Origin of the sequence: Acinetobacter sp. ANC 5054, assembly GCF_002135295.1 — a bacterium.
GTDB lineage: Bacteria > Pseudomonadota > Gammaproteobacteria > Pseudomonadales > Moraxellaceae > Acinetobacter.
Genome location: NZ_NEGG01000012.1, coordinates 62,791 through 84,649 on the forward strand (window position 1 = coordinate 62,791; position 21,859 = coordinate 84,649).

The following is a 21,859-nucleotide window of genomic DNA, read 5'->3' on the forward strand; positions in this document are numbered from 1 at the left end:
GCTCAGTATTTGAGCGAAGAATTATTCAGAGAATAAAAAAACCAGACAAGCAGTATACCACTTATCTGGTTTGAATACTTCGAATTAACGAGTACGTGGAGCGATCTCAGTTTGAGCGAAGAAGTAGTTAACTTCACGATCAGCAGATGCTACAGAGTCAGAACCGTGAGCAGCATTTTCGTCGATGCTTACAGCGAAGTCTGCACGGATAGTACCAGGAGCAGCTTCTTTCGGGTTAGTTGCGCCAAGGATGTCACGGTGAGCAAGAACTGCGTTTTCGCCTTCAAGAACTGAAACAACAACTGGACCAGAAGTCATGAATGCAACTAGGTCACCAAAGAAACCACGTTCTTTATGCTCAGCGTAGAAGCCTTCAGCTTCAGCTTGAGTCAAATGTTTCATTTTAGTTGCAACAATTTTAAGACCCGCTTTTTCGAAACGAGCAAAGATGTCGCCGATGTGGTTTTTAGCAACTGCATCTGGTTTAACGATAGATAAAGTACGTTCAATAGCCATGATTGGCTCCTTAAGTCAATTTGACGTGAAAATTTTGCCGCATTATACCGAATAATGCGCTATTTTCTGCTTTTGCAATGTAAAAAAATGGTTTTTTTCGATGTAGGGATTAACTTGCTTCATCAATCCAAGCCATCTGGATTCCTTCAAGCAAGCCTTCAGTCGACTTTTCAGGATCATCTGTAAAATTTGGCAATGCACAAACCCATGTATGTAGATCGGTAAATCGAATCCATTGCGGATCAACATCAGGATGAGCTTCATACAACTCAATTGCGATATCAATCGTATCTGTCCAGCGTAAACCCATGGGTCTTCCTAACATCGTTTAAAGAATGATGTCTTACTTTAACAAATTTATGCATTTCGTCGTTAAAACTGTTTTTATATTTTTATTACCAGATTTATCTCAGTGATATTTTCGGGTTTGTTCTATTTAAATATTTATAACACCACATTCAAGAACGGCGCGCAGGCAATAATGCCACAGCCTACACTCGCACCAATGGCCGCACCCACAGCAACATCACTCGGATAATGCAATCCTAAAATCATCCGTGATAGCGCAACGAGCAAAGTAAAGGGCAACATTAATATCAATAATAAAGGCTGGATAAAACCCAATACCGTGGTCGCCATGACTGCATGTAAGGTATGCCCTGATGGGAAACTAAAATGATCCAGCGGACGTTCACCGAGTCGAATCACTTGATGCACTTGATAAGGTCTCGGTCTTACCGTTTTCTTTTTAAGTACTTTATATAGGGTTGTACCGACTGAACCACCAAGTAGTACGTAAATAATTTGCACACTGTAGGATATACCTTGCACGATCCACACTGTAGCCAACATTACATACCAAAAAATACCATCCCCCAACCGACTGATCATTTTAAAAAAATCTGCTACGACTTGTTGATGGGAAAAATGATTGAGATAAATACAGCCTTTTAAATCTAAATGAAGCATTCTTGTTTTTGCATTTTTAAAATTCATCGCTGATCTCCTGTCTACAGTCCTATATTTAGACTGTGCTGAGGTTGAGCTAGATTTGATTTTTTTATTTTTAAAATCTTTTCGCCTTGTGTTTCACATAGCTTATGCTTTCTTTCTGACAGTCCTATGATGTTTTAATGACAATTTCATGAACGGAATTGTAACGAGCTCTATACCTCAATAAAAACTTGCATGTACAACTTGATCAACCACTTTATATAGGGCTTGTTCAAATTGTTGTACAGGATGTTGCCAGCCTATTTTAGCCGCATCATTTGCAGCCTCAACACCCATAGTTTTAAGTTTTTGACGCTCCGGCAACTGCTGCATTAAGCGAATAAATTCATCGGTATGAGATAATGAGCATAACCATCCCGTTTGCTCAGAACGAATATATAATTGTGCGCAAGCTGCATTATATGCAATAACAGGCAAGCCACTTGCCATCGCTTCTAAAACGACATTTCCAAAGGTTTCAACCTGACTTGCAAAGACAAATACATCAGCACTCGCGTAGGCTTGTGATAATGCTTGTCCACTCAAACTCCCCATAAAAATGACATCCAGTCCCGTTGCTAATTGCTCCAAACGCAAGCGATCTGGACCATCACCCACAATCACCAGCTTATTCGGCAATGTCCTTTGAGCAGCTTGCATGCTTCGATATGCTGAAATTAAAACATCGACTTCTTTTTCTGGAGATAGCCGCCCAACATAAAGCATGACTCGTGTATGTTCACCCGCAGACCATTGCTGCCGAAGTTCCGTGCTGTAATATTTGCTAGAAAAACGCTGTTGATCAACGCCCCGCCCTACAACAACTAATGGACAGGTGAATCCTAATTTCCGCAAAGCATTTGCAGTATCTTGACTGGGCACACAGGTCAGATGGGTATTGTTATGAAACCAACGTAGATAATGCTGCACAGGCTTCATTAAAAAAGCCAAATCAAAGTAACGACTAAAATCATGAAAGGCCGAGTGAAATCCACTGGACACTGGAATGTGCAATGAGCGAGCCAATTGCAACATCGCAAAACCCAACGGCCCCTCAGTGACGATATGCACTATATCTACTTGATTTTGCTTTAAAGCTTTTGTCAGTTTAATCAGCTGCGGCCAACCAAATTGTAAGCCTGAATATTTGGGGATCGACTGCGCACGCACCAAGCATTCATGATCAGGTTTAAAATCGATACAAGCTTCTGACTGCTCTGGACGGATCAGAAAAATTGAATTTCCCTGCTGCTGTAAGCCTCTACATAGCTGCAATAAACTATGAGCTACACCATTTATTTCAGGTGCCCATGTATCAGTAACGATGGCGATTTTCAAAGGTGGTCGGATTAAGGTTGAGACCGTTTGCACATCCATTCGGGATTGCATATGCTTAAATTGGAATTGAAAGCGTGCAGGTTCATCCTGCATACTTTTTAAATTAATAGACAATTCTGTCATGATCTTACATGCTTCTTATAAATGTATATTCACAGTTTAAGCAGCAGTTTTTTGCATTTTGATGATTATTTAATGACACAATCGTGAAAAAAGGAGAATTATTCATCTCCTTTTTTACAATGTAAGATTAGATGATTATTTTTAAAAATCGACATTAACATAAATCTTATCCCGATATACTCCTGCTGGAACATTATAGGAAAGCGGGTTATCCATTAAACGCGCAGAAATCGTATATTTTCTATCCTGTCCAGCACGTTGGTTCATGATTGCCCCCCAAAGATTATCAGATCCTCCTATGACTTTAAGTTGCGTTCTTAATTGATACGGTCCATTCGAAACAGAACTTAATCCATTATTATTTTTTAAATTTTGACTACGAAATGTGATTGAATAACTCCGATCACAAGATATATGAAATGACGTAGCTGTCTCACTATAAACATAATTGGATAATCGCATTTCTGGTGCAGATAACCCACCAACAGAACAGCCAGCAGCATAAACTGCTGTGCTAGATATTGCAGACAAACAGCATATGAGTAAAAATCTCATAGAAACCTCCCATATTACCTACAAACCAATTCAATAATTGAGGATTCGGCGGTATTAATTTGATTTTGAGTAACACTTAAACTCGCACTGCAAGTTTTTCCTTCTTTAGTTAACACATGAAGATTATAATTTGTTTTTTGCGATAAATAGATATAAAACAATCCATCGCTATCAACGAAATAACCTTCATCATTATTGACATTAACCACTGTTCCCAGAGGGAAATTTTGATTATTTATGTTCTTAAGACGCACAATAAACTTCTTAGTTGGTGCTACATTAAAATCTACAATATAGCCTCGCTTATCTAGAGCATTAATTTTCTTAGTGGTTTGATCAAATGAATAATCCAATGGAAGCTGATCTTGATCAAAAGAAATATCATAATTAATATATGGAATAACATTATGCACAAATGCATAACCATCCTTATTTGTTTTACCCACAACAGATAAAGACTTCATAACATCAACATCTTCCATTCCGCTCAAGCTAACTAATGCAAATGCATTATCAACATATTTTGTAAATGCGGCTTTATTCCCTAGCCAAACTAATGCACCATTATACTGTGCTTGCACAAATCTACGATTATCATACTCATCATATGAAGCACTTAAATCACCTACATTCGTTTTATACAAACCAAAGGCATGATAATTCATTTCACCATCCGAACGTCCAACTGCAAGCGAATAATCTAGACCTGTCTGATTAATGCTATTGCGTGTATAACTGAGCAAACTTTCATTACTATCCGTATCATGCTCTAAATTTACTCTATTTACATTCCCCCAACTATAGCTCAACATAATATTAAAGCTATTATCATGTTGTTTAAAATCTTTATAATAATTTACTGTCGTATACAAATTATTGGTTAATCGTTTTTGCACACCCACATTGACAATTTGACTATCTTCTTGTTCAAATCCATCTTTATTATAATTAACATTATCAACATAACTCAAACTTAAACTATCAATAAATTTTAAATTTGAAAAATTCAAATAAGCTAAATTTGAATATTTAGTATTTATAGAATACTCTTCAAAACCTAGCTGCTTAAATTCTTCTGTGTAATAACGACTATTTAAACCAAACGACCAATCCTTAAAACTCCTGCTAATACTACCTGAAACACCATATCCCACGTCACCATTATAATCACTAACTGCATATTCAGTATCTAAAATAAAATACTTACTAACACCTTGTGTCCACATTAAATTTAAAATTTTAATATCATCTGAATACGTTGCATCAAAACCCATTGTTGTGCTACGACTCAAACCTCGACGATAATACAGTTTAGAAAAAAATTCGCGATAGTCAGTATCATCTTCATCATAGTTATATCTTAATTTCCCCAATGAAATATCATATTCATTCAAGCCAACACTTAGTAGCTTATTACTGATATAAATTGGAAAACTTTGTACCGACCTATTCCCTAACACATCTTCTACAACTATTGTCGCTTCCCCTCCCTGATCAATACTCGCACCTGTTTGTAGAGAGTATTTTCCAGGAGTAATTGCTTGTTTATATAAACTAACACCGTTCAACATCAAATCAACAGTTGAAGGTAATGCCGCACTACCATTTAAAGTTGGCATATTCCAATATACAAAATCTGGACGTTCTGTATAGTTTGTACCAAAACTCAAGCCACCAAATCGAAAGGAGTTTGTTAGAGCATTGTAGTTAGTTGTATTATCCCCAGCCCTAAATTTTAAATATTTTTCAGGCATATCCATTTCAAAATAGGAACTTAGGCGTAATACATTTTTTTCACCCTCATCAGGAGAACTTCGATATATGAATGAATTGTCGAATAGCCAATAATCTTTAAAAAAACCGATTTCAGCAAGAGTGTTAAAATCATCTGAGTAATCATCTTTACTATAAAAAAAGTCATAGTTTATAAAGCCACCAAAATTTGCTTTTTGTGGCTTTGTAACAACATTTCCATAAAATTTTTCAGAAAAATATACCGGTGATAGATTTATCTTTATAGCTTGTAGGCCATCATCTTTTTCAAAACTAATATCAGTGTTTTTCAAAAGACAAAATTCTTCTTTATTATTATATTTAATAAATTTTACTGAACTTACCCCCAACTCATCTAAAGTTCTGCACTCGATGTAATCCCCATTTTCACTAGTAAGTAAGACTGTTTCAACATTGCGATCAACACCATTAAGCCAAACATTCACAATGTTTGACTCTTCATTATTAGATAATATTGCCGGTACAGCATGGACATATGTAGCACCAACAGTACTAAAAAAAAGCAGAACAACTCTAAAATTATTCATAGAATTACCCTCATATATCCCTAAAATCAATATTCCAACAAACTTCCATCTTTATCAGTTTTAATTTTAACTTTCACATTACTTTTATCTTTAATATTTACAGCTCCTAAATCGAAAGAATATTCATGACCAGCAAGCAAATAACTATTAAAACTTTTACTTAATATCTCATTGTCTTTCTTATCAACAAGTTTAATATCTGTAATTTGAACATGTGAGTTTGCTTTGTTTATAACATCAACTTTTGCAACATTATTATCTGTTTTTAACTGAACACCGAGATCTGTTTTATATTGTTTTCCCACGAACAACGGCAATGAAAATTTGAATTGAAAATTGATTGATTCATCGTCTGCAACTGGCGTAACTTCATTAAAAATAACACGCCATGTTTTTTCTTTTTCCAGCTCACTCGGTGCAAATTGTTGTGCAAAACCCACTCGAACAATTTGCTTACTTTCAGGCTTCAACTCAAAAACTTTTGGATTAAACATCAAAGTTTTATCTTCAACTAAGACATCTTCTCCCTTTTCATTTTGCGACCAGTTTAATGCAGAGATTTCAAAGATTTTAGATTTTGTGAATCCTGTACTTTCAACCACGACAGTAGTACTACGCTGCCTACCTTTATCGCCTAAATATAATTGTATAGGTGTAAATTTAATACCTGCAAAGATAGTACCACTAATACAACTAATGATTATGGCCAAAATTATTTTTTGCATATTTATTCCTTATAATAATAGTATAGTGGTGCATATCTTGAATATACACCACTATTGTTTATTCTTATTTAGAAATCAACTGCTACTTTATATGTACCTTTGTATGTACCATAGTGGGCCATCTCAGAAACAGCGTTTACTGTTGTAGCTACCACATCAAATGTACGTGCAGTTGAACTATATGGTAAATTTCCACCAGCATATAGTTGGCCGCCAAGTTTAGTATCTACATTCACACCGATCTTTTGTGTACCATTAATTTCGTTAGTTAATTCTGAAGGTTTAGTAATATTAAGTTTATAAGGTGCGTTTGCACGAACTTCAAATTGAGCAGTGCCGCTCCATTTATTTTGTGCACCGGCTGCCATTGTAATTTTTTTCTCTTTACCTAGTATATCTAAATCACAATGTTTAGGTACATTCAATTCAATTGGAATTTCACCGTCACATTTTGTTCCACAACCACTGTTTCCTGGGTTATGTCCTGAATTACCTCCACCTGGTCCACCACGATCTGCTACACCACCATCAGCATATGCTGCTGTACCTAAACCAAGAACTAATGCTGAAACCGCAACTTTGATTAATTTATTCATAACAATTACTCCATTCTCAATTGAGATTTATTAGTATGTGCATCAAGGTTTTTTATTAAGATAAACTACTTAATATTATTTTCCCTAGGTGCTGATTTATTCTTAACCAACTAAAAATAAAAAAAACCTAATAGTGATAATTCACATGAATATTAAAGATGTTTACATTTTTCTAACTATTCAAATTAAATATATGTTTTTTTTAATATATTTATTATTATTTAATTTTAAATCAATTTTCTATTTTATCCCAAATTCTTGGGATTTTTTTATAATCACTATTTCTTGGTATAAGTCATGTATATGAATATTAATATTTTTTTCTTTTCACACCAATAACAACATGTTACATATTTCAGAATTAATTTGTGAAATAGTTCAAAATATTTTTTTAACGATAAATTGTTAGTGGAAATATCATCTATTATCTTTCATATAACCGATCAATACATCATTATTAAATTAAATAACAAATATAGAATCACCAATTCTGGGTATGTCCTTTTGCCTAAAAACATAAAGATTGCGTCACAAAATATTATCTATTTGTATTAAATTATACTTTTTGACTGGTCGAAAAGTTTCAACCAATGCTCAATGTTAAGCTTATGTAAATCATTTTCTTGAACGGAATACTATATTTATTTTATTGCGGCATTTTCAATGAAATCATTTATTACGTGACCTTTCAAGTATATGGGATTTTATTTAGTCTTTTTACCTCATGTTTTAAACTATTTTTTTGTTCAAACTTATGATTTAAAAACCACCATTACAATTTCATCATTAAGCAATCTCCATAAATAAAAAAGCCTCTGATTCCAGAGGCTTTTCCAACCATAAAATTTTTTATTCTTGCTTAACTAGATATAGTAACCCTTGATCGACTTTGTATATTTGCCCTTGACCAAAATCAATCTGTTGCAATTCACCCTTCAATGTAGGAAAACCTGCTATTTTCTCCAACTGTGGTGCTCTTTGGAACTTTTGAGTTTTTGGATTATACATCCAATAAACAAAGCGCTTATCTTCTATTTTTAAACCATCAGATGTATCTGATAACACCACATCATAGTAACCATCAAAATTGACATCTAAAAAGCCAATACTATTGCCAAAAGCACTAAAGCCTTCGAGTGACTGCATGACTTGCCCATTATTTTTATTAATGACATCAACACGCTTTAGAGATCTCCCATAAGGCTGATCCGGACCTTGTAGTCCATAAAATTTAAACATCAAAACGGGTTTATCAGCAGCTTTAAATGCAGGCTCAAATTGCAAGTTAGTGCCAGATGCGTCCTGCTCTGCCAAAGTTGCTTTGAATGCGCCTGTATTCGCATTTAAAAGACCTGTAAGTTGATAGCTGCTATTTACAGATGGATCTGCTTGAACAGCAATAGACTGAAGATTCAATTGATCTCCCTTTTGCGTTCCTTTCAAGCTTATGCGCTTCGGATTTTGCAAATCAATTAATGTGCCGTGCGGATTCCAAATACCCGCATATAAGTCTAGAAAATAATGCCCATCAGTAGACTTTAGCATCCGTTGCATAGATATACGCACATCAGATAAGGGCTTAAGCTGCTCTTGCTCAATCTGCGGCGTTGCTGCAAAACTAAGTAGCGGTATGAACAAAGAAACACATATGGAAATTTTTAGTCTGTTCATTTTTATAACCCAAACCCGTTTAGCACATATTATGCCTACTCTATCACAACTTAAATCATACATATCTCGGGAGAGTTTAGGGTTTTTGCAATAACTAATTCAGATTTTATTCAAATATATTTTTAATGTTTTATCTTATTTCCACAGACAACTTACGAGGCAGCAGCATAGCCAAACCATGCAAAATGGATTAAAAATATATAGTGCTTTTAATTTTTCAAAGTGCAGAATTCAAACGACAACTTGATTATCGTGCATGTCCGTATTTGGAATAACTGTAGGTCATATTAATATTCCCTATTCGGTATGAAACACCATATACAAAAAAACCAATCAAAATGAATGGGTTTTCGCATTCAAATCAACTGTTCCAAGAAATGAGTTTTTATCTTTATCAACGATGTTGTTTGCTTGAATCCAAGGTACGAAAGAAAAATAAAGCACTGCTTTGAATGAAGCGCAAGAAACTCAAAACACTGTTTTGAGTGAAGCGCAAGGAAGACAAAGCACTACTTTCCTATCTTTGGGGGCGCAAAATTTAACTTAATAAATAAAACATTGTTTTACATGACATAAAAAAAAGCCCCTGCTTTCACAAGGGCTTTTTGACTCAGAAATTAGAACTTAGTTCTTTTCTTTATCAACGATTTTGTTCGCTTGAATCCAAGGCATCATCGCACGTAATTTACCGCCAGTCACTTCAATACCGTGAGCTGCGTTTTGACGGCGACGGGCTGTCATAGATGGGTAGTTCAACGCGCCTTCTTGGATGAACATCTTCGCATATTCACCAGATTGGATACGTTTAAGCGCATTACGCATCGCTTCACGAGACTGTTCGTTGATTACTTCAACGCCAGTTACGTATTCGCCGTATTCAGCATTGTTAGATACTGAGTAGTTCATGTCCGCAATACCGCCTTCGAACATCAAGTCAACGATCAATTTAAGTTCGTGTAGACATTCAAAGTAAGCCATTTCTGGAGCATAACCAGCTTCAACAAGAGTTTCGTAGCCCATTTTAACCAATTCAACAGCACCACCACAAAGAACTGCTTGCTCACCGAATAAGTCAGTTTCAGTTTCTTCACGGAATGAAGTTTCGATAATACCTGTACGACCACCACCTACGCCAGAAGCATAAGAAAGCGCTACGTTACGTGCATTACCAGAAGCATCTTGGTGAATCGCGATAAGATCTGGAACACCTGAACCACGTTGGAATTCTGAACGTACAGTGTGACCTGGCGCTTTTGGAGCAACCATGATTACGTCAAGATCTTTACGTGGAACAACTTGGTTGTAAAGAACAGAGAAACCATGAGCAAATGCTAAAGTCGCGCCTTCTTTGATGTTTGGCTCGATTACGTCACGGTAAAGTTGAGATTGGAATTCATCTGGAGTCAGAATCATTACAAGGTCAGCTTGAGCTACAGCAGCAGGTACTTCTGAAACTTTAAGACCAGCATTTTCAGCTTTTTTCCAAGAAGTAGAACCAGCACGTAGACCTACAGTTACGTCTACACCTGAATCTTTCAGGTTAAGCGCATGCGCGTGGCCTTGTGAACCGTAACCAATGATCGCTACTTTTTTGCCTTGGATGATAGATAAGTCTGTGTCTTTATCGTAAAAAATTTGCATTGCTGTCTCCGCTAAAATGCTTTTGTTTCCTTTCACTTAACATTGTGATCTTGTGTGTTTTTTCACAGTGTTAAGCCCTCATCCTAAGATGAGGTACATAAATTTAAATTAGATGGTTAAAACTTTTTCGCCACGTGCGATGCCTGATACACCTGAACGTACAACTTCAAGAATTGTATTTTCAGCCAATGCATCAATAAAACCATCAATCTTTTCAGTGGTACCTGCGATTTGAATGGTATATGTCGTTGGCGTTACATCAACCACTTGTCCACGGAAAATATCCGCAGTACGCTTAATTTCAGCACGTGCCGAACCCAATGCTTTTACTTTAATCAGCATCAGTTCACGTTCAATGTGCGCACCTTCAGACAAGTCCACAACTTTTACAACTTCTACCAGCTTATTCAGCTGCTTAGTAATTTGTTCAATTTTGTGGTCATCGCCATATGTTGTCAGGGTCAGACGAGATAATGTCGGATCTTCAGTTGGTGCTACATTTAAAGTCTCAATGTTATAATTACGTTGAGAAAACAGACCAACTAAACGTGAAAGCGCACCTGCTTCGTTTTCCATGAGTACAGAAATAATGTGTCTCATTGTGTACGCTCCCCTTTGCCTAACCACATATCTTTCATTGACTGACCAGCAATCAACATTGGATATACGTGTTCCGTGCGATCAACCATTACATTGATGAATACGCACTTATCGTTAATCGCCATTGCTTCTGCAAGCTTAGACTCAAGCTCATCCGCATGGTTAATTTCGATACCAACATGACCATACGCTTCCATTAATTTAGGGAAGTCTGGAAGTGATTCAACATAAGAACTTGAATGACGACCTTCGTAGTTCATGTCTTGCCATTGCTTAACCATACCGAGGGCACGGTTATTCAAGCATAGAATTTTTACATTTAAGCCATATTGCTTACATGTAGAAAGTTCTTGGATACACATCTGAATCGATGCTTCACCCGTAATACACACTACTTGCTGATCTGGGAATGCAAGTTTTGCTGCCATTGCATATGGCAAGCCAACACCCATAGTCCCTAGACCACCAGAGTTAATCCATTGACGTGGACGCGTATATTTGTAGTAAAGTGCACCAAACATTTGGTGTTGACCAACATCAGAAGTAATGATCGCTTGGCTATTGGTAATTTTATCCAACACTTCAACCACTTGCTGTGGTTTCATGCTGCCATCGCTTGGTTTGTCATAATTCAAACCATGAACTTGACGCCATTCATTGATTTGTTTCCACCAAGCAGCAATTTCTTCAGGATTTGGCTTAGATACATTAAGCTGTTTCAACTGCGCTAACATCTCTGTTAATACAGGTTCAACCGCACCGACAATTGGAATGTGCGCCATAATCGTTTTTGAAATTGTCGCAGGGTCAATGTCAATATGAATGACTTTGGCATTCGGACAGAATTTCGCTGGGTTATTGGTTACACGGTCATCGAAGCGCGCACCTACACACAGAATCACATCTGCATTGTGCATGGTCATGTTTGCTTCATAAGTACCATGCATACCCAACATACCGATGAATTGTTCATCATTACCCGGATAAGCACCAAGACCCATCAATGTACTGGTCACTGGATAGCCCAACAAATGAGCCAATTCAGTCAATTGTTCAGAAGCATTACCTTGAACAACACCACCACCCGAGTAGATCACTGGACGTTTGGCATGGATAAGTTCATCAATCGCTTTACGAATTTGACCTGAGTGACCACGATGCGGTGGTTGATACGAACGCATCTTCACTTTTTCAGGATATTCGTAGGCAAATTTTTCTGCAGGATTTGTTGCATCTTTTGGAATATCAACAACAACAGGACCTGGACGACCAGATGAAGCAATATAAAATGCTTTTTTAATGATCGCAGGAATTTCACTTGCATGACGCACTTGGAAACTGTGCTTAACGATTGGACGAGAAATACCTACCATATCAGTTTCTTGGAACGCATCCTCACCGATAAGATGGCTTGCAACCTGACCAGACAAAATCACCATTGGGATTGAGTCCATATAAGCTGTTGCAATTGGAGTTACGGTATTTGTCGCACCAGGACCTGATGTCACAAGAACGACACCAGTTTTACCTGTAACACGTGAGTAAGCATCAGCCATATGACCCGCAGCTTGCTCGTGGCGTACTAGGTAATGATTGATTTTTTCTTGTTGAAATAACGCATCGTAAATATGGAGTACTGCGCCGCCTGGGTATCCAAAAACATGTTCAACGCCTTCGTCCGCTAAAGCGCGAACAAGCATTTCACCACCAGATAAAAGTTCCAACGTGATTCACCCTAATCTTTTTTCACGCACAAATGGAGGGCATTTGTCGTGGTTAATTCATTAACTGCGTGCTCTGTTATAGCACACAAATTTCATAGTTTTCATAGCAATAAGAAAAAAATCTGACCTGCTTGCTGTTTGAGCAATATGGGGTCTAAAACATGTTGGGATAAACATATTTTGTTGGCTTTGTTCAACTTCTCGGCTAGAGAAGAAGTCCATTGCTAAAATGCACTCATTCGAAGGGTGATCGATCTAAGGCATATAAAACTAAAGACAGCATTTTTGTAGTTTCACACACTAAAGTCAAGTTTAAAAATCGGCTTTTTTCTGATTAATTACAGACCGTTTGTTTTTTAAGCATTGTGCATCACTTCTCATTCTTAAAGCTTTATTCACCCATAACTATTTATTTTCAATTTCATAAAATACTTTTATAAATCTAATAAATAAATTAAATATCCAAAGGTTCAGCTCAAGTACACAAGGCTTTTAACTCAATTCATATAAAACAGATCAGGGCAAATGAACACAATTTAATGTTTAAACTTTAAACACTTACACAAAGTCATAATTTTAATTTTTTGCTTATCACCACTGATCAAATCTTATTAAAAAAACATAGATTCTAGGCAAAAAAAAGCGCAAAATTTTAGGCTATTTATTAGCTTAATTTTTAGAACAATTGATCGGGATTTATTCATGATGAACACCTCTTTTGCTCAGTCCATTTGCTTACTATTTTCTGTTGCGACTTTTCTCTGTGCGACGCAAGTTTCTGCTAAAGAATTTTATAAATGGGTCGATGCTAAAGGTTCAACCCACTACACCACTACCCCGCCACCCAAAAATGTGCAGCGTAAAGGTAAAGTGAACACCTATAGTTCTAGCGTATCGACACAGGCCAGCGCAGCGAAAAATGATGAACAGGTTTCACGTGAAGTCGAGAATCGTGAGCAACAACAAGCCGACCAACAACGCGAAGCAAATGAAGCTTTACGTCAAGGGCAAGCTGTAGCAGCATCGGCAGCACAATAACAACTACGAACTACTGACGTATTCAGCTAATTTTTTATTTCCAATAGCATCGCAAAATTCACTCTAGATGTATTTTGCGCTATGCTGTAGCACAAACTTTTTCAACCGTTATTTTAATATACGTTTATGACTACTCACATTGACCCTGAATATCAAGCCAGTGCGATTGAACCTACAGTCCAGCAGGACTGGGAAACTCGCAAAGCCTTTAAAGTTGCCGACCAAGTAGAGGGCCCGCGTCGTTATATCCTCTCAATGTTCCCGTATCCAAGCGGCAAACTGCATATGGGTCATGTGCGTAACTATACAATTGGTGACGTGATCAGCCGTTTCCACCGTTTGCAAGGTGAAACGGTTCTTCAACCGATGGGTTGGGATGCGTTCGGTCTACCTGCTGAAAATGCAGCCATTGCCCACCAAGTTGCACCTGCAAAATGGACATTTGAAAACATCGCTTACATGCGTGACCAATTAAAAAAATTGGGTCTGTCTGTTGATTGGGATCGTGAGTTTGCCACTTGCACACCAGAATACTACCGCTGGGAACAATGGTTATTCGTTCAGCTTTATAAAAAAGGTCTGATCTACCGTAAACTTTCAACTGTGAACTGGGATCCAGTGGATCAAACTGTTCTTGCAAACGAGCAAGTTGAAAATGGTCGTGGTTGGCGTTCAGGTGCATTGGTTGAAAAACGTGATATTCCAATGTACTACTTCCGCATTACCGATTATGCGCAAGAGTTATTAGACGATTTAGAAACACTGAAAGACGGTTGGCCACAACAAGTTTTAACCATGCAGCGCAACTGGATTGGTCGCTCACAAGGGATGGACATCACCTTCCCTTCAGCAAATCCTGAAATCTATGCAGATGGTTTAACTGTATTTACCACACGTGCCGACACTTTAATGGGTGTGACTTATGTTGCCGTTGCAGCAGAACACCCAATGGCGCTAAAAGCGGCTGAAACAAACCCTGAGTTATCTGCATTTATTGAAGAATGCCGTATGGGTTCTGTGGCAGAAGCCGATCTTGCCACTGCTGAGAAGAAAGGCATGGCAACAGGTCTTTCTGTAAAACACCCTGTAACAGGTGAAGAAGTTCCTGTTTGGATCGCAAACTACGTGTTGATGTCTTACGGTTCAGGCGCGGTGATGGCAGTACCTTCACATGATGAACGTGACTTTGAATTTGCCAATAAATACGGCTTGACCATCAAGCAAGTGATTGATGCGAAAGGTGCAGACGATGCAGACTTTGATGCAACAACTTGGCAGGAATGGTACGGTTCGAAAGAAGGCAAACTAGTAAATTCAGGCGAGTTTGACGGCCTAGATTTCCAAGGTGCTTATGATGCTTTCCTTGCGAAATTAGAGCCAACTGAGCTTGCAAATTCTAAAGTTCAATTCCGTTTACGTGACTGGGGTGTTTCTCGTCAGCGTTACTGGGGTTGTCCGATTCCAATGATCAACTGTGACAAATGTGGTCAGGTGCCTGTACCTGAAGAACAACTTCCAGTTGTGCTTCCGACTGACGTGGTTCCAGATGGTTCTGGTAACCCACTAAACAAAATGCCAGAATTTTATCAAACTACGTGCCCATGCTGTGGTGGCGAAGCACGTCGTGAAACAGATACGCTGGATACATTCGTAGAATCATCTTGGTACTACGCACGTTATGCATCTCCTGACTTCACTGGCGGCATGGTAAAACCTGAAGCGGGTCAAACTTGGCTTCCAGTCAACCAATACATCGGTGGTGTAGAACACGCGATTCTGCACTTGTTATATGCGCGCTTCTTCCACAAATTGATGCGTGATGAAGGCGTAGTACAAGGCAATGAACCATTTACCAACTTGTTAACACAAGGCATGGTGCTTGCAGATACTTACTACCGCGAGTCTGAAACAGGTAAGAAAACTTGGTTTAACCCTGCTGACATCGATCTTGAACGTGATGAGAAAGGCCGTATCACTTCTGCCAAATACCAAGGTGATGGTCAAGAAGTGATTGTTGGCGGTCAAGAGAAAATGTCGAAATCGAAAAATAACGGTATCGACCCGCAAGCGATTATTGACCAATACGGCGCAGATACTGCACGTGTATTCATGATGTTTGCTGCACCACCAGACCAATCTCTTGAATGGTCAGATGCTGGTGTTGAAGGTTCAAACCGTTTCTTGAAACGTGTTTGGCGTTTGACTACAGGTTTCCTTGAAAAAGCAAACTCTGCTGCGACCATCGATACCTCTAAGCTTTCTACAGAAGCACAAGACTTACGCCGTAAAACGCACGAAACCATCCAAAAAGTGGGTGATGACATTTCACGTCGCCATGCCTTTAACACTGCAATTGCAGCGATGATGGAATTGTTAAATGCAAACAACAAGTTTGAAGCAAAAGATGATAACGACATTGCTGTTGCACGTGAATCGATCATTACCCTTCTCACTTTACTTGCACCGTTTGCACCGCACTTAAGCCAAACTTTATTGGCTGAGTTTGGTATCGACTTAACTTCTGCGACATTCCCTGCTGTTGATGAGTCTGCATTGACTCGTAATACGCAAACAATTGTGGTTCAAGTAAACGGTAAACTTCGTGGAAAGTTAGAAGTGTCTGTAGATGCGTCTAAAGATGACATCTTGGCGCAAGCAAAAGCATTGCCTGAAGTTCAACAATTCTTGACTGGCCCAACCAAGAAAGAAATTGTGGTGCCAAATAAACTCGTGAACTTGGTGGTTTAATTCCTTATAGCTCCTTCTCCCTCTGGGAGAAGGTTGGGATGAGGGGTAGTAAAAAAAATAGACCTCTCCCCTTGCGAAACAATGTTTCTCATATCCTAAAAGGAGAGGGAACTTTAAGGAGCAATCCCTCCAACCTCCCTTTGCTAAAGGGAGGCTGAAAAAACACAAAGCCCGTTGCCAGTCAAAGGGCTTTGACTTTACAATCCACACAGGATTTCAAAATTATTCCTTCGGGAAACAGAGGACACTCTATGCATTTGGTTCAACGTGTTGCTGCAATTGTATTAACTATGGGCCTAAGTGCAGGTATGGTCGGTTGTGGTTTTCATTTAAAAGGCACCAATCCAACCTCTGTACCTGTAGCATATTCAAAAATGCGTTTGGTACTTCCGCAAGATACGGATGATCTACACGAAAAATTAGCGATTTATTTGGGTTCTGCTGGTGTACAACTCAGTAATAATCAAGATGCTTATGTATTACACATCCTTGATTACACACCACGTCGTTTAGAACTAAATGGTAAATTGGTTGAAACCCTACTTCGCTTAAACGTGACTTTCCGTATTGAAGATGCACAAGGCAACCCAGTAACAGAGCCTCGTACCTTAATGGCAACGCGTAGCTATCAATATGATGTGGCCACCGTGAACACCGATGACCAAGAAGAAAAATATCTAAAACAAGTGATTATTGACGATATTGCACAGCAAATCGTGCGTCAAATTTCTTCAAACCGCTTACCAAAAGCCAATCCACTGACTGCACCAAGCAAAGCTGAGCAAGACTGATTTATGAAACTTGACTATCTCCAGGCATTAAAACGTGTTGATGAAGCTCAAGGTGCCTGGGTGCTGCATGGTCAAGAACCGCTGCTTGAACAAAACCTGCTTGATGCTTTTCGTAAAAGTTGGAATGCACGTGAAATTGAGCGTCAGCGTTATGATATTAGTTCAGTCGCTGATTGGAAAAATGTCTTTAATGCCCTAAACAGCCTGTCATTATTTTCTAGTCAACTGGCGATAGAAGCACATGGCAGCATTAAACCTGATGCCAATGGCTTAAAGCTCCTCAAAAGCTACTTACAAAACAATGAAAGTAATTTGCTTTTGGTGGTCATGCCAAAACAAGACAGTGCTAGTCTAAAAACCAGTTTCTTTCAAACCATTGATGCCAATGGTGTCAATGTGGCACTGACGGCAAACTACCCGAAAGACCGTCAGCAAATATTGGGCGTCGAAGCGCAAAAACTGGGTATTCAACTCGCGAATGATGCATGGCAATGGCTCGAACAACACCATGAACACAACTTGCTTGCAGCAAAAAATAGTTTGATGCGTGTTGCTGACACCTTTCCAGAAGTCGATGTCATTCAAATTGATCATTTGTATTCGTGTTTACAAGATCAATCACGCTATACCACCTATGATTTAAATGATGCGATGCTGCAAGGAAATCTCGCACAATCGATTAAAATTTTTCAGTATTTAATAGCTTCTGGCGAGCCAATGTCGCTGATATTGTGGAGTATTAGCAAAGAAATGCGTCTACTGATGCAGCTGTTTGAACAACCACAAAATGCGCTACAAATTGGTATTTGGAAAACAAAAATTGGTTTATACCAACAAGCCTTACGTCGTTTAAATGCCAACGAGTTTTTGACATGGCCTGCCCTGCTGTTACGCTTAGATGCTTCAATTAAAGGCCTAGGTCACGAAAACCCAGAGCACCTCGTACAACAGGCGATTGCGAGTTTATGTGGCCGTCGATTGTTTTAAATAAGCGAAAAGATGTCAATGCAGCATATTTTATATAAAAGAATAATTATCATTTCTATTTGTTCAAAAAGTTCACAATTTATCCGTATTTAAATCATATAATTCAAACATCTTACTCCATTTAATTTCGACCACTCATGCCTAAAATAAAACCAGCAAAATTGATCGTTGCCATCATCGCTGCTCTGGCGATCGCTGTTACAGCATGGTATTTCTTAAAACCCAAACAAACCCAACCACAATACATCACTGCAGAAGTGAGCCGTGGGGACATTGAAAACTCTGTGCTTGCAACAGGTGTACTCGAAGCGACCAAAATGGTGAGTGTCGGTGCACAGGTATCGGGCCAGGTGAAAAAGATGTATGTACAATTGGGTGATGAGGTTAAACAAGGCCAACTGATTGCGCGCATTGACTCTGTACGTCAGGAAAATGACTTAAAAACAGCAGAAGCCAGCATTAAAAATCAACAAGCTCAGTTGGCAGTGAAGAATGCAAACTTAGCCAAGGTCGATGCAGAATATAAGCGTCAACAAGCGATGTATGCTCAAGATGCAACAAGCCGTGCAGAGCTTGAATCTGCATTAGCAAGTTTTAAAACAGCACAGGCAGATATTGCGGCAATTAATGCCCAAATCGAACAATCACGTTTAACTCTAGCGACGGCTAAAGAAGACTTAGGCTATACGCAAATTATTGCACCTATGGATGGCACGATTGTGGCGATTGTGACAGAAGAAGGTCAAACCGTTAACGCTAACCAAAGTGCACCGACCATTGTTAAATTGGCAAAATTGGACACCATGACCATTAAAGCTGAAATTTCTGAAGCAGACGTGATGAAAGTTCAAGAAGGTCAACGTGTTTACTTCACCACTTTGGGTGATAGCGAAACCAAGCATTATGCAACACTGCGTCAAGTTGAGCCTGCACCAAATTCGATTAATTCTGACAGCAACAGCAATACAACTTCATCTTCAAGTACAGCGGTTTACTACAATGCTTTATTTGACGTTCCAAATGAAGATGGCAAATTACGTATTGATATGACCGCTCAGGTTTATATCATTTTAGATGAAGCAAAAAATGCTCTAACAATTCCTGCGGCTGCGGTGCAAACCTCAAATCGTCCACAACGTAGAAATGCCAATGCCGCTGGTGATTCATCTAGCCCTGCTGCAAGTGAAGCACGTGGTGATCAAAAAGATCGTGGTGACAATGCCAACCGTCCTAAACGTTTAGAATTAACTGAAGCAGAAAAAGCTTTAGTTAAACAAGGCAAGGCCTCTATTGCAATGGTGCGAGTGGTGCAAGCCGACGGTAATGCACAGCCTCATCCGGTTTTAATTGGTTTAAATAACCGTGTGACTGCCCAAGTGATTCGTGGTTTAAATCAAGGCGATAAAGTGGTTATTGCCGATGGTTCAGATACCTCAAATGATTCAGCAAAACGCAGCAACCGTAGTGGTGGCGGCGCCGGCCCAATGAGAATGTAATTATGAGTCAAAATCAAACACCTCTACTTGAGGTTAAGAATCTGACTCGTGAATTCCCTGCTGGTGAAAGCACAGTCCAGATTCTAAAAGGGGTTAATCTTGAGATTTACCCCGGTGAACTTGTCGCGATTGTCGGCCAGTCGGGTTCGGGTAAATCAACCCTAATGAACATTTTGGGTTGCCTAGACAAACCCACAAATGGCAGCTACAAAGTTAAAGGCCGTGAAACCCGCGAACTTGAACCAGATGAACTGGCGCAATTACGCCGTGAATATTTCGGCTTCATTTTCCAACGCTATCACCTATTGGGTGATTTAAATGCTGCGGGCAACGTCGAAGTTCCTGCGATTTATGCAGGCGCAGATGCATCGGAACGAAATGATCGCGCCAAACAATTGCTCACAGATTTAGGTTTGGGCGATAAAACCCAAAACCGTCCGAATCAATTGTCTGGTGGTCAACAGCAACGTGTTTCGATTGCCCGCGCCCTCATGAATGGTGGTGATGTGATTCTTGCTGATGAGCCTACGGGTGCACTCGACAAGAATAGTGGTATTGAAGTGATGCGTATTTTGCGTGAGCTGAATGCCAAGGGTCACACGATTATTTTAGTCACACATGATCATAATGTCGCAAAAAATGCGACACGTATTATCGAGATTAGTGACGGTAATATCATTTCAGATTTACCGAATGTTCCTGAAACTGATGGTGAACCCCTAGAAAAGCAAGCGCTCGCAGCGTCGAATCAAAAGAAAACCTCAAGTTGGCGCTCTGTCATCGATCGTTTAGGTGAGGCTTTCCGCATGGCTGTTCTTGCCATGAACGCTCACCGTATGCGTACTTTTTTGACCATGCTGGGGATCATCATTGGTATCGCCTCGGTAGTTTCTGTCGTTGCACTGGGTAATGGTTCGCAACAGCAAATTTTACAGAATATTAGTAGCTTGGGCACCAACACCATCACAGTGTATCAAGGTCGAGGTTTTGGTGATAATTCCAGATCATCGCAATCCAAAACCTTAATTCCTGCCGATGCCACTGCCCTATCAGAGCAACCCTATGTTGATGGTGTAAGTCCGACTGTATCCTCTAGCGTGACTGCCCGCTTTAAAGATACCGAAGCATCTGCAACGGTGAATGGTGTGAGTGAGGATTACTTCTATGTCAAAGGCATGAACTTCGCTTCAGGTCAACCATTTGATAAAGACAGCGTGACAGAACAAGCGCAAGATGTGGTGATTGATAACAACACCAAAAAGACATTTTTTGCTGATGGTACAAATCCTGTTGGGCAAGTGATTCTATTAGGAAGTGTACCGAGTCGCGTCATTGGTGTCATTGAAGAACAAAAGAGCATGATGGGCAACTCAGATAGCCTGAATGTGTATCTACCCTATTCAACAGTCATGAGCCGTATGCTCGGTCAATCTAATGTTCGAAGTATTATTGTTCGAGTTAAAGATGAATATCCAAGTGCTGCTGCCGAAAATGCCATTTTAAATTTATTGGTTCAACGTCATGGTGCACAGGATGTATTTACCCAAAACTCCGACAGTATTCGTGAAACCATTCAACAAACCACACAAACTATGACGTTATTAGTCTCTGCAATTGCGGTGATTTCGTTAGTCGTGGGTGGTATTGGTGTAATGAATATTATGTTGGTGTCTGTGACAGAACGTACGCAAGAAATTGGTGTGCGTATGGCCGTCGGGGCACGTCAAAGTGATATTTTGCAGCAATTCCTGATTGAAGCCGTACTGGTGTGTATTTTAGGCGGTGTATTGGGTGTGATGCTCTCTCTCGGGATTGGACAGTTGATCAGTCATTTTGCAGGCGGTACTTTCCAAATGGCCTATTCAACCACCTCTATAGTGGCAGCCTTTGTCTGCTCAAGTATGATTGGTATTGTCTTCGGCTTTATCCCTGCGCGTAATGCCGCACAACTTAACCCTGTCGATGCATTGTCGAGAGAATAAGGAAAACATGATGC

The 21,859-nt window shown here is 39.2% G+C and carries 18 protein-coding genes; 6 read left to right on the forward strand and 12 right to left on the reverse strand.

Annotated elements, in window-relative coordinates:
- Nucleotides 1-84 precede the first annotated feature (84 nt).
- The 12 genes from ndk to B9T33_RS12615 all read right to left on the reverse strand — a co-directional run bounded on the left by ndk (nucleotide 85) and on the right by B9T33_RS12615 (nucleotide 12,803).
- The gene (gene ndk / locus B9T33_RS12560; RefSeq protein WP_086179247.1) at nucleotides 85-516 is read right to left on the reverse strand and encodes a nucleoside-diphosphate kinase; all 432 of its coding nucleotides are present in this window, start codon (nucleotides 514-516) and stop codon (nucleotides 85-87) included.
- Nucleotides 517-625: 109 nt separating this feature from the next.
- On the reverse strand, nucleotides 626-826 hold the full coding sequence (gene iscX / locus B9T33_RS12565) for a Fe-S cluster assembly protein IscX (protein WP_086179248.1): 201 nt from the start codon (nucleotides 824-826) through the stop codon (nucleotides 626-628).
- 134 nt (nucleotides 827-960) lie between these two features.
- Nucleotides 961-1,512, reverse strand: coding sequence for a phosphatase PAP2 family protein (locus B9T33_RS12570; RefSeq protein WP_086179249.1), 552 nt, complete (start codon nucleotides 1,510-1,512; stop codon nucleotides 961-963).
- A 177-nt stretch (nucleotides 1,513-1,689) separates the two neighbouring features.
- Nucleotides 1,690-2,973, reverse strand: a complete 1,284-nt coding sequence (locus tag B9T33_RS12575) for a glycosyltransferase family 4 protein (protein ID WP_416202600.1) — start codon at nucleotides 2,971-2,973, stop codon at nucleotides 1,690-1,692.
- A gap of 138 nt (nucleotides 2,974-3,111) precedes the next feature.
- Nucleotides 3,112-3,525, reverse strand: a complete 414-nt coding sequence (locus B9T33_RS12580; RefSeq protein WP_086179251.1) for a hypothetical protein — start codon at nucleotides 3,523-3,525, stop codon at nucleotides 3,112-3,114.
- A gap of 14 nt (nucleotides 3,526-3,539) precedes the next feature.
- Nucleotides 3,540-5,846 carry a fimbria/pilus outer membrane usher protein gene (locus B9T33_RS12585; RefSeq protein ID WP_086179252.1) on the reverse strand — a complete coding sequence of 769 codons (2,307 nt, stop codon included), beginning with the start codon at nucleotides 5,844-5,846 and terminating at the stop codon, nucleotides 3,540-3,542.
- Between the two features lie 26 nt (nucleotides 5,847-5,872).
- Entirely contained in the window at nucleotides 5,873-6,571 is a 699-nt protein-coding gene (locus B9T33_RS12590) for a molecular chaperone (RefSeq protein ID WP_171263640.1), read from the reverse strand.
- A gap of 68 nt (nucleotides 6,572-6,639) precedes the next feature.
- A complete protein-coding gene (locus B9T33_RS12595) occupies nucleotides 6,640-7,167 on the reverse strand; it encodes a hypothetical protein (RefSeq protein WP_086179254.1) in 528 nt (175 codons plus the stop codon).
- A gap of 849 nt (nucleotides 7,168-8,016) precedes the next feature.
- A complete protein-coding gene (locus B9T33_RS12600) occupies nucleotides 8,017-8,838 on the reverse strand; it encodes an XAC2610-related protein (RefSeq protein ID WP_086179255.1) in 822 nt (273 codons plus the stop codon).
- Nucleotides 8,839-9,462: 624 nt separating this feature from the next.
- Nucleotides 9,463-10,479: a ketol-acid reductoisomerase gene (ilvC, locus tag B9T33_RS12605; RefSeq protein ID WP_086179256.1), complete on the reverse strand. Its 1,017-nt coding sequence runs from the start codon at nucleotides 10,477-10,479 to the stop codon at nucleotides 9,463-9,465.
- Between the two features lie 108 nt (nucleotides 10,480-10,587).
- Complete coding sequence (gene ilvN / locus B9T33_RS12610; RefSeq protein ID WP_086179257.1) at nucleotides 10,588-11,079, reverse strand: acetolactate synthase small subunit; 492 nt, start codon at nucleotides 11,077-11,079, stop codon at nucleotides 10,588-10,590.
- Entirely contained in the window at nucleotides 11,076-12,803 is a 1,728-nt protein-coding gene (locus tag B9T33_RS12615; RefSeq protein ID WP_086179258.1) for an acetolactate synthase 3 large subunit, read from the reverse strand. Before B9T33_RS12615 ends, ilvN begins: the two co-directional genes overlap by 4 nt.
- Nucleotides 12,804-13,505: 702 nt before the next feature.
- On the opposite strand from B9T33_RS12615, the gene B9T33_RS12620 reads away from it, so the two are divergent.
- The 6 genes from B9T33_RS12620 to B9T33_RS12645 all read left to right on the forward strand — a co-directional run bounded on the left by B9T33_RS12620 (nucleotide 13,506) and on the right by B9T33_RS12645 (nucleotide 21,845).
- A complete protein-coding gene (locus B9T33_RS12620; protein WP_228145825.1) occupies nucleotides 13,506-13,841 on the forward strand; it encodes a DUF4124 domain-containing protein in 336 nt (111 codons plus the stop codon).
- A gap of 126 nt (nucleotides 13,842-13,967) precedes the next feature.
- Nucleotides 13,968-16,589 (forward strand): leucine--tRNA ligase, encoded by a 2,622-nt coding sequence (gene leuS / locus B9T33_RS12625; protein ID WP_086179259.1) that lies wholly within the window; start codon nucleotides 13,968-13,970, stop codon nucleotides 16,587-16,589.
- Between the two features lie 251 nt (nucleotides 16,590-16,840).
- Nucleotides 16,841-17,380 (forward strand): LPS assembly lipoprotein LptE, encoded by a 540-nt coding sequence (gene lptE / locus B9T33_RS12630; RefSeq protein ID WP_086179260.1) that lies wholly within the window; start codon nucleotides 16,841-16,843, stop codon nucleotides 17,378-17,380.
- A gap of 3 nt (nucleotides 17,381-17,383) precedes the next feature.
- Entirely contained in the window at nucleotides 17,384-18,367 is a 984-nt protein-coding gene (holA, locus tag B9T33_RS12635; protein WP_086179261.1) for a DNA polymerase III subunit delta, read from the forward strand.
- Nucleotides 18,368-18,504: 137 nt separating this feature from the next.
- Nucleotides 18,505-19,863, forward strand: a complete 1,359-nt coding sequence (locus B9T33_RS12640; protein WP_086179262.1) for a MacA family efflux pump subunit — start codon at nucleotides 18,505-18,507, stop codon at nucleotides 19,861-19,863.
- Between the two features lie 2 nt (nucleotides 19,864-19,865).
- The gene (locus B9T33_RS12645) at nucleotides 19,866-21,845 is read left to right on the forward strand and encodes a MacB family efflux pump subunit (protein WP_086179263.1); all 1,980 of its coding nucleotides are present in this window, start codon (nucleotides 19,866-19,868) and stop codon (nucleotides 21,843-21,845) included.
- The last annotated feature ends 14 nt before the right edge of the window (nucleotides 21,846-21,859 follow it).

What these genes read in the sequence shown, in the direction of transcription:
- leuS (WP_086179259.1), top strand. Translation starts at nt 13,968, where the DNA reads ATGACTACTCACATTGACCCTGAATATCAAGCCAGTGCGATTGAACCT.
- lptE (WP_086179260.1), top strand. Translation starts at nt 16,841, where the DNA reads ATGCATTTGGTTCAACGTGTTGCTGCAATTGTATTAACTATGGGCCTA.
- B9T33_RS12595 (WP_086179254.1), bottom strand. Translation starts at nt 7,167, where the DNA reads ATGAATAAATTAATCAAAGTTGCGGTTTCAGCATTAGTTCTTGGTTTA.
- ilvN (WP_086179257.1), bottom strand. Translation starts at nt 11,079, where the DNA reads ATGAGACACATTATTTCTGTACTCATGGAAAACGAAGCAGGTGCGCTT.
- ndk (WP_086179247.1), bottom strand. Translation starts at nt 516, where the DNA reads ATGGCTATTGAACGTACTTTATCTATCGTTAAACCAGATGCAGTTGCT.
- B9T33_RS12590 (WP_171263640.1), bottom strand. Translation starts at nt 6,571, where the DNA reads ATGCAAAAAATAATTTTGGCCATAATCATTAGTTGTATTAGTGGTACT.
- B9T33_RS12640 (WP_086179262.1), top strand. Translation starts at nt 18,505, where the DNA reads ATGCCTAAAATAAAACCAGCAAAATTGATCGTTGCCATCATCGCTGCT.
- B9T33_RS12600 (WP_086179255.1), bottom strand. Translation starts at nt 8,838, where the DNA reads ATGAACAGACTAAAAATTTCCATATGTGTTTCTTTGTTCATACCGCTA.
- ilvC (WP_086179256.1), bottom strand. Translation starts at nt 10,479, where the DNA reads ATGCAAATTTTTTACGATAAAGACACAGACTTATCTATCATCCAAGGC.
- B9T33_RS12620 (WP_228145825.1), top strand. Translation starts at nt 13,506, where the DNA reads ATGATGAACACCTCTTTTGCTCAGTCCATTTGCTTACTATTTTCTGTT.
- B9T33_RS12585 (WP_086179252.1), bottom strand. Translation starts at nt 5,846, where the DNA reads ATGAATAATTTTAGAGTTGTTCTGCTTTTTTTTAGTACTGTTGGTGCT.
- holA (WP_086179261.1), top strand. Translation starts at nt 17,384, where the DNA reads ATGAAACTTGACTATCTCCAGGCATTAAAACGTGTTGATGAAGCTCAA.
- B9T33_RS12645 (WP_086179263.1), top strand. Translation starts at nt 19,866, where the DNA reads ATGAGTCAAAATCAAACACCTCTACTTGAGGTTAAGAATCTGACTCGT.
- B9T33_RS12580 (WP_086179251.1), bottom strand. Translation starts at nt 3,525, where the DNA reads ATGAGATTTTTACTCATATGCTGTTTGTCTGCAATATCTAGCACAGCA.
- iscX (WP_086179248.1), bottom strand. Translation starts at nt 826, where the DNA reads ATGGGTTTACGCTGGACAGATACGATTGATATCGCAATTGAGTTGTAT.
- B9T33_RS12570 (WP_086179249.1), bottom strand. Translation starts at nt 1,512, where the DNA reads ATGAATTTTAAAAATGCAAAAACAAGAATGCTTCATTTAGATTTAAAA.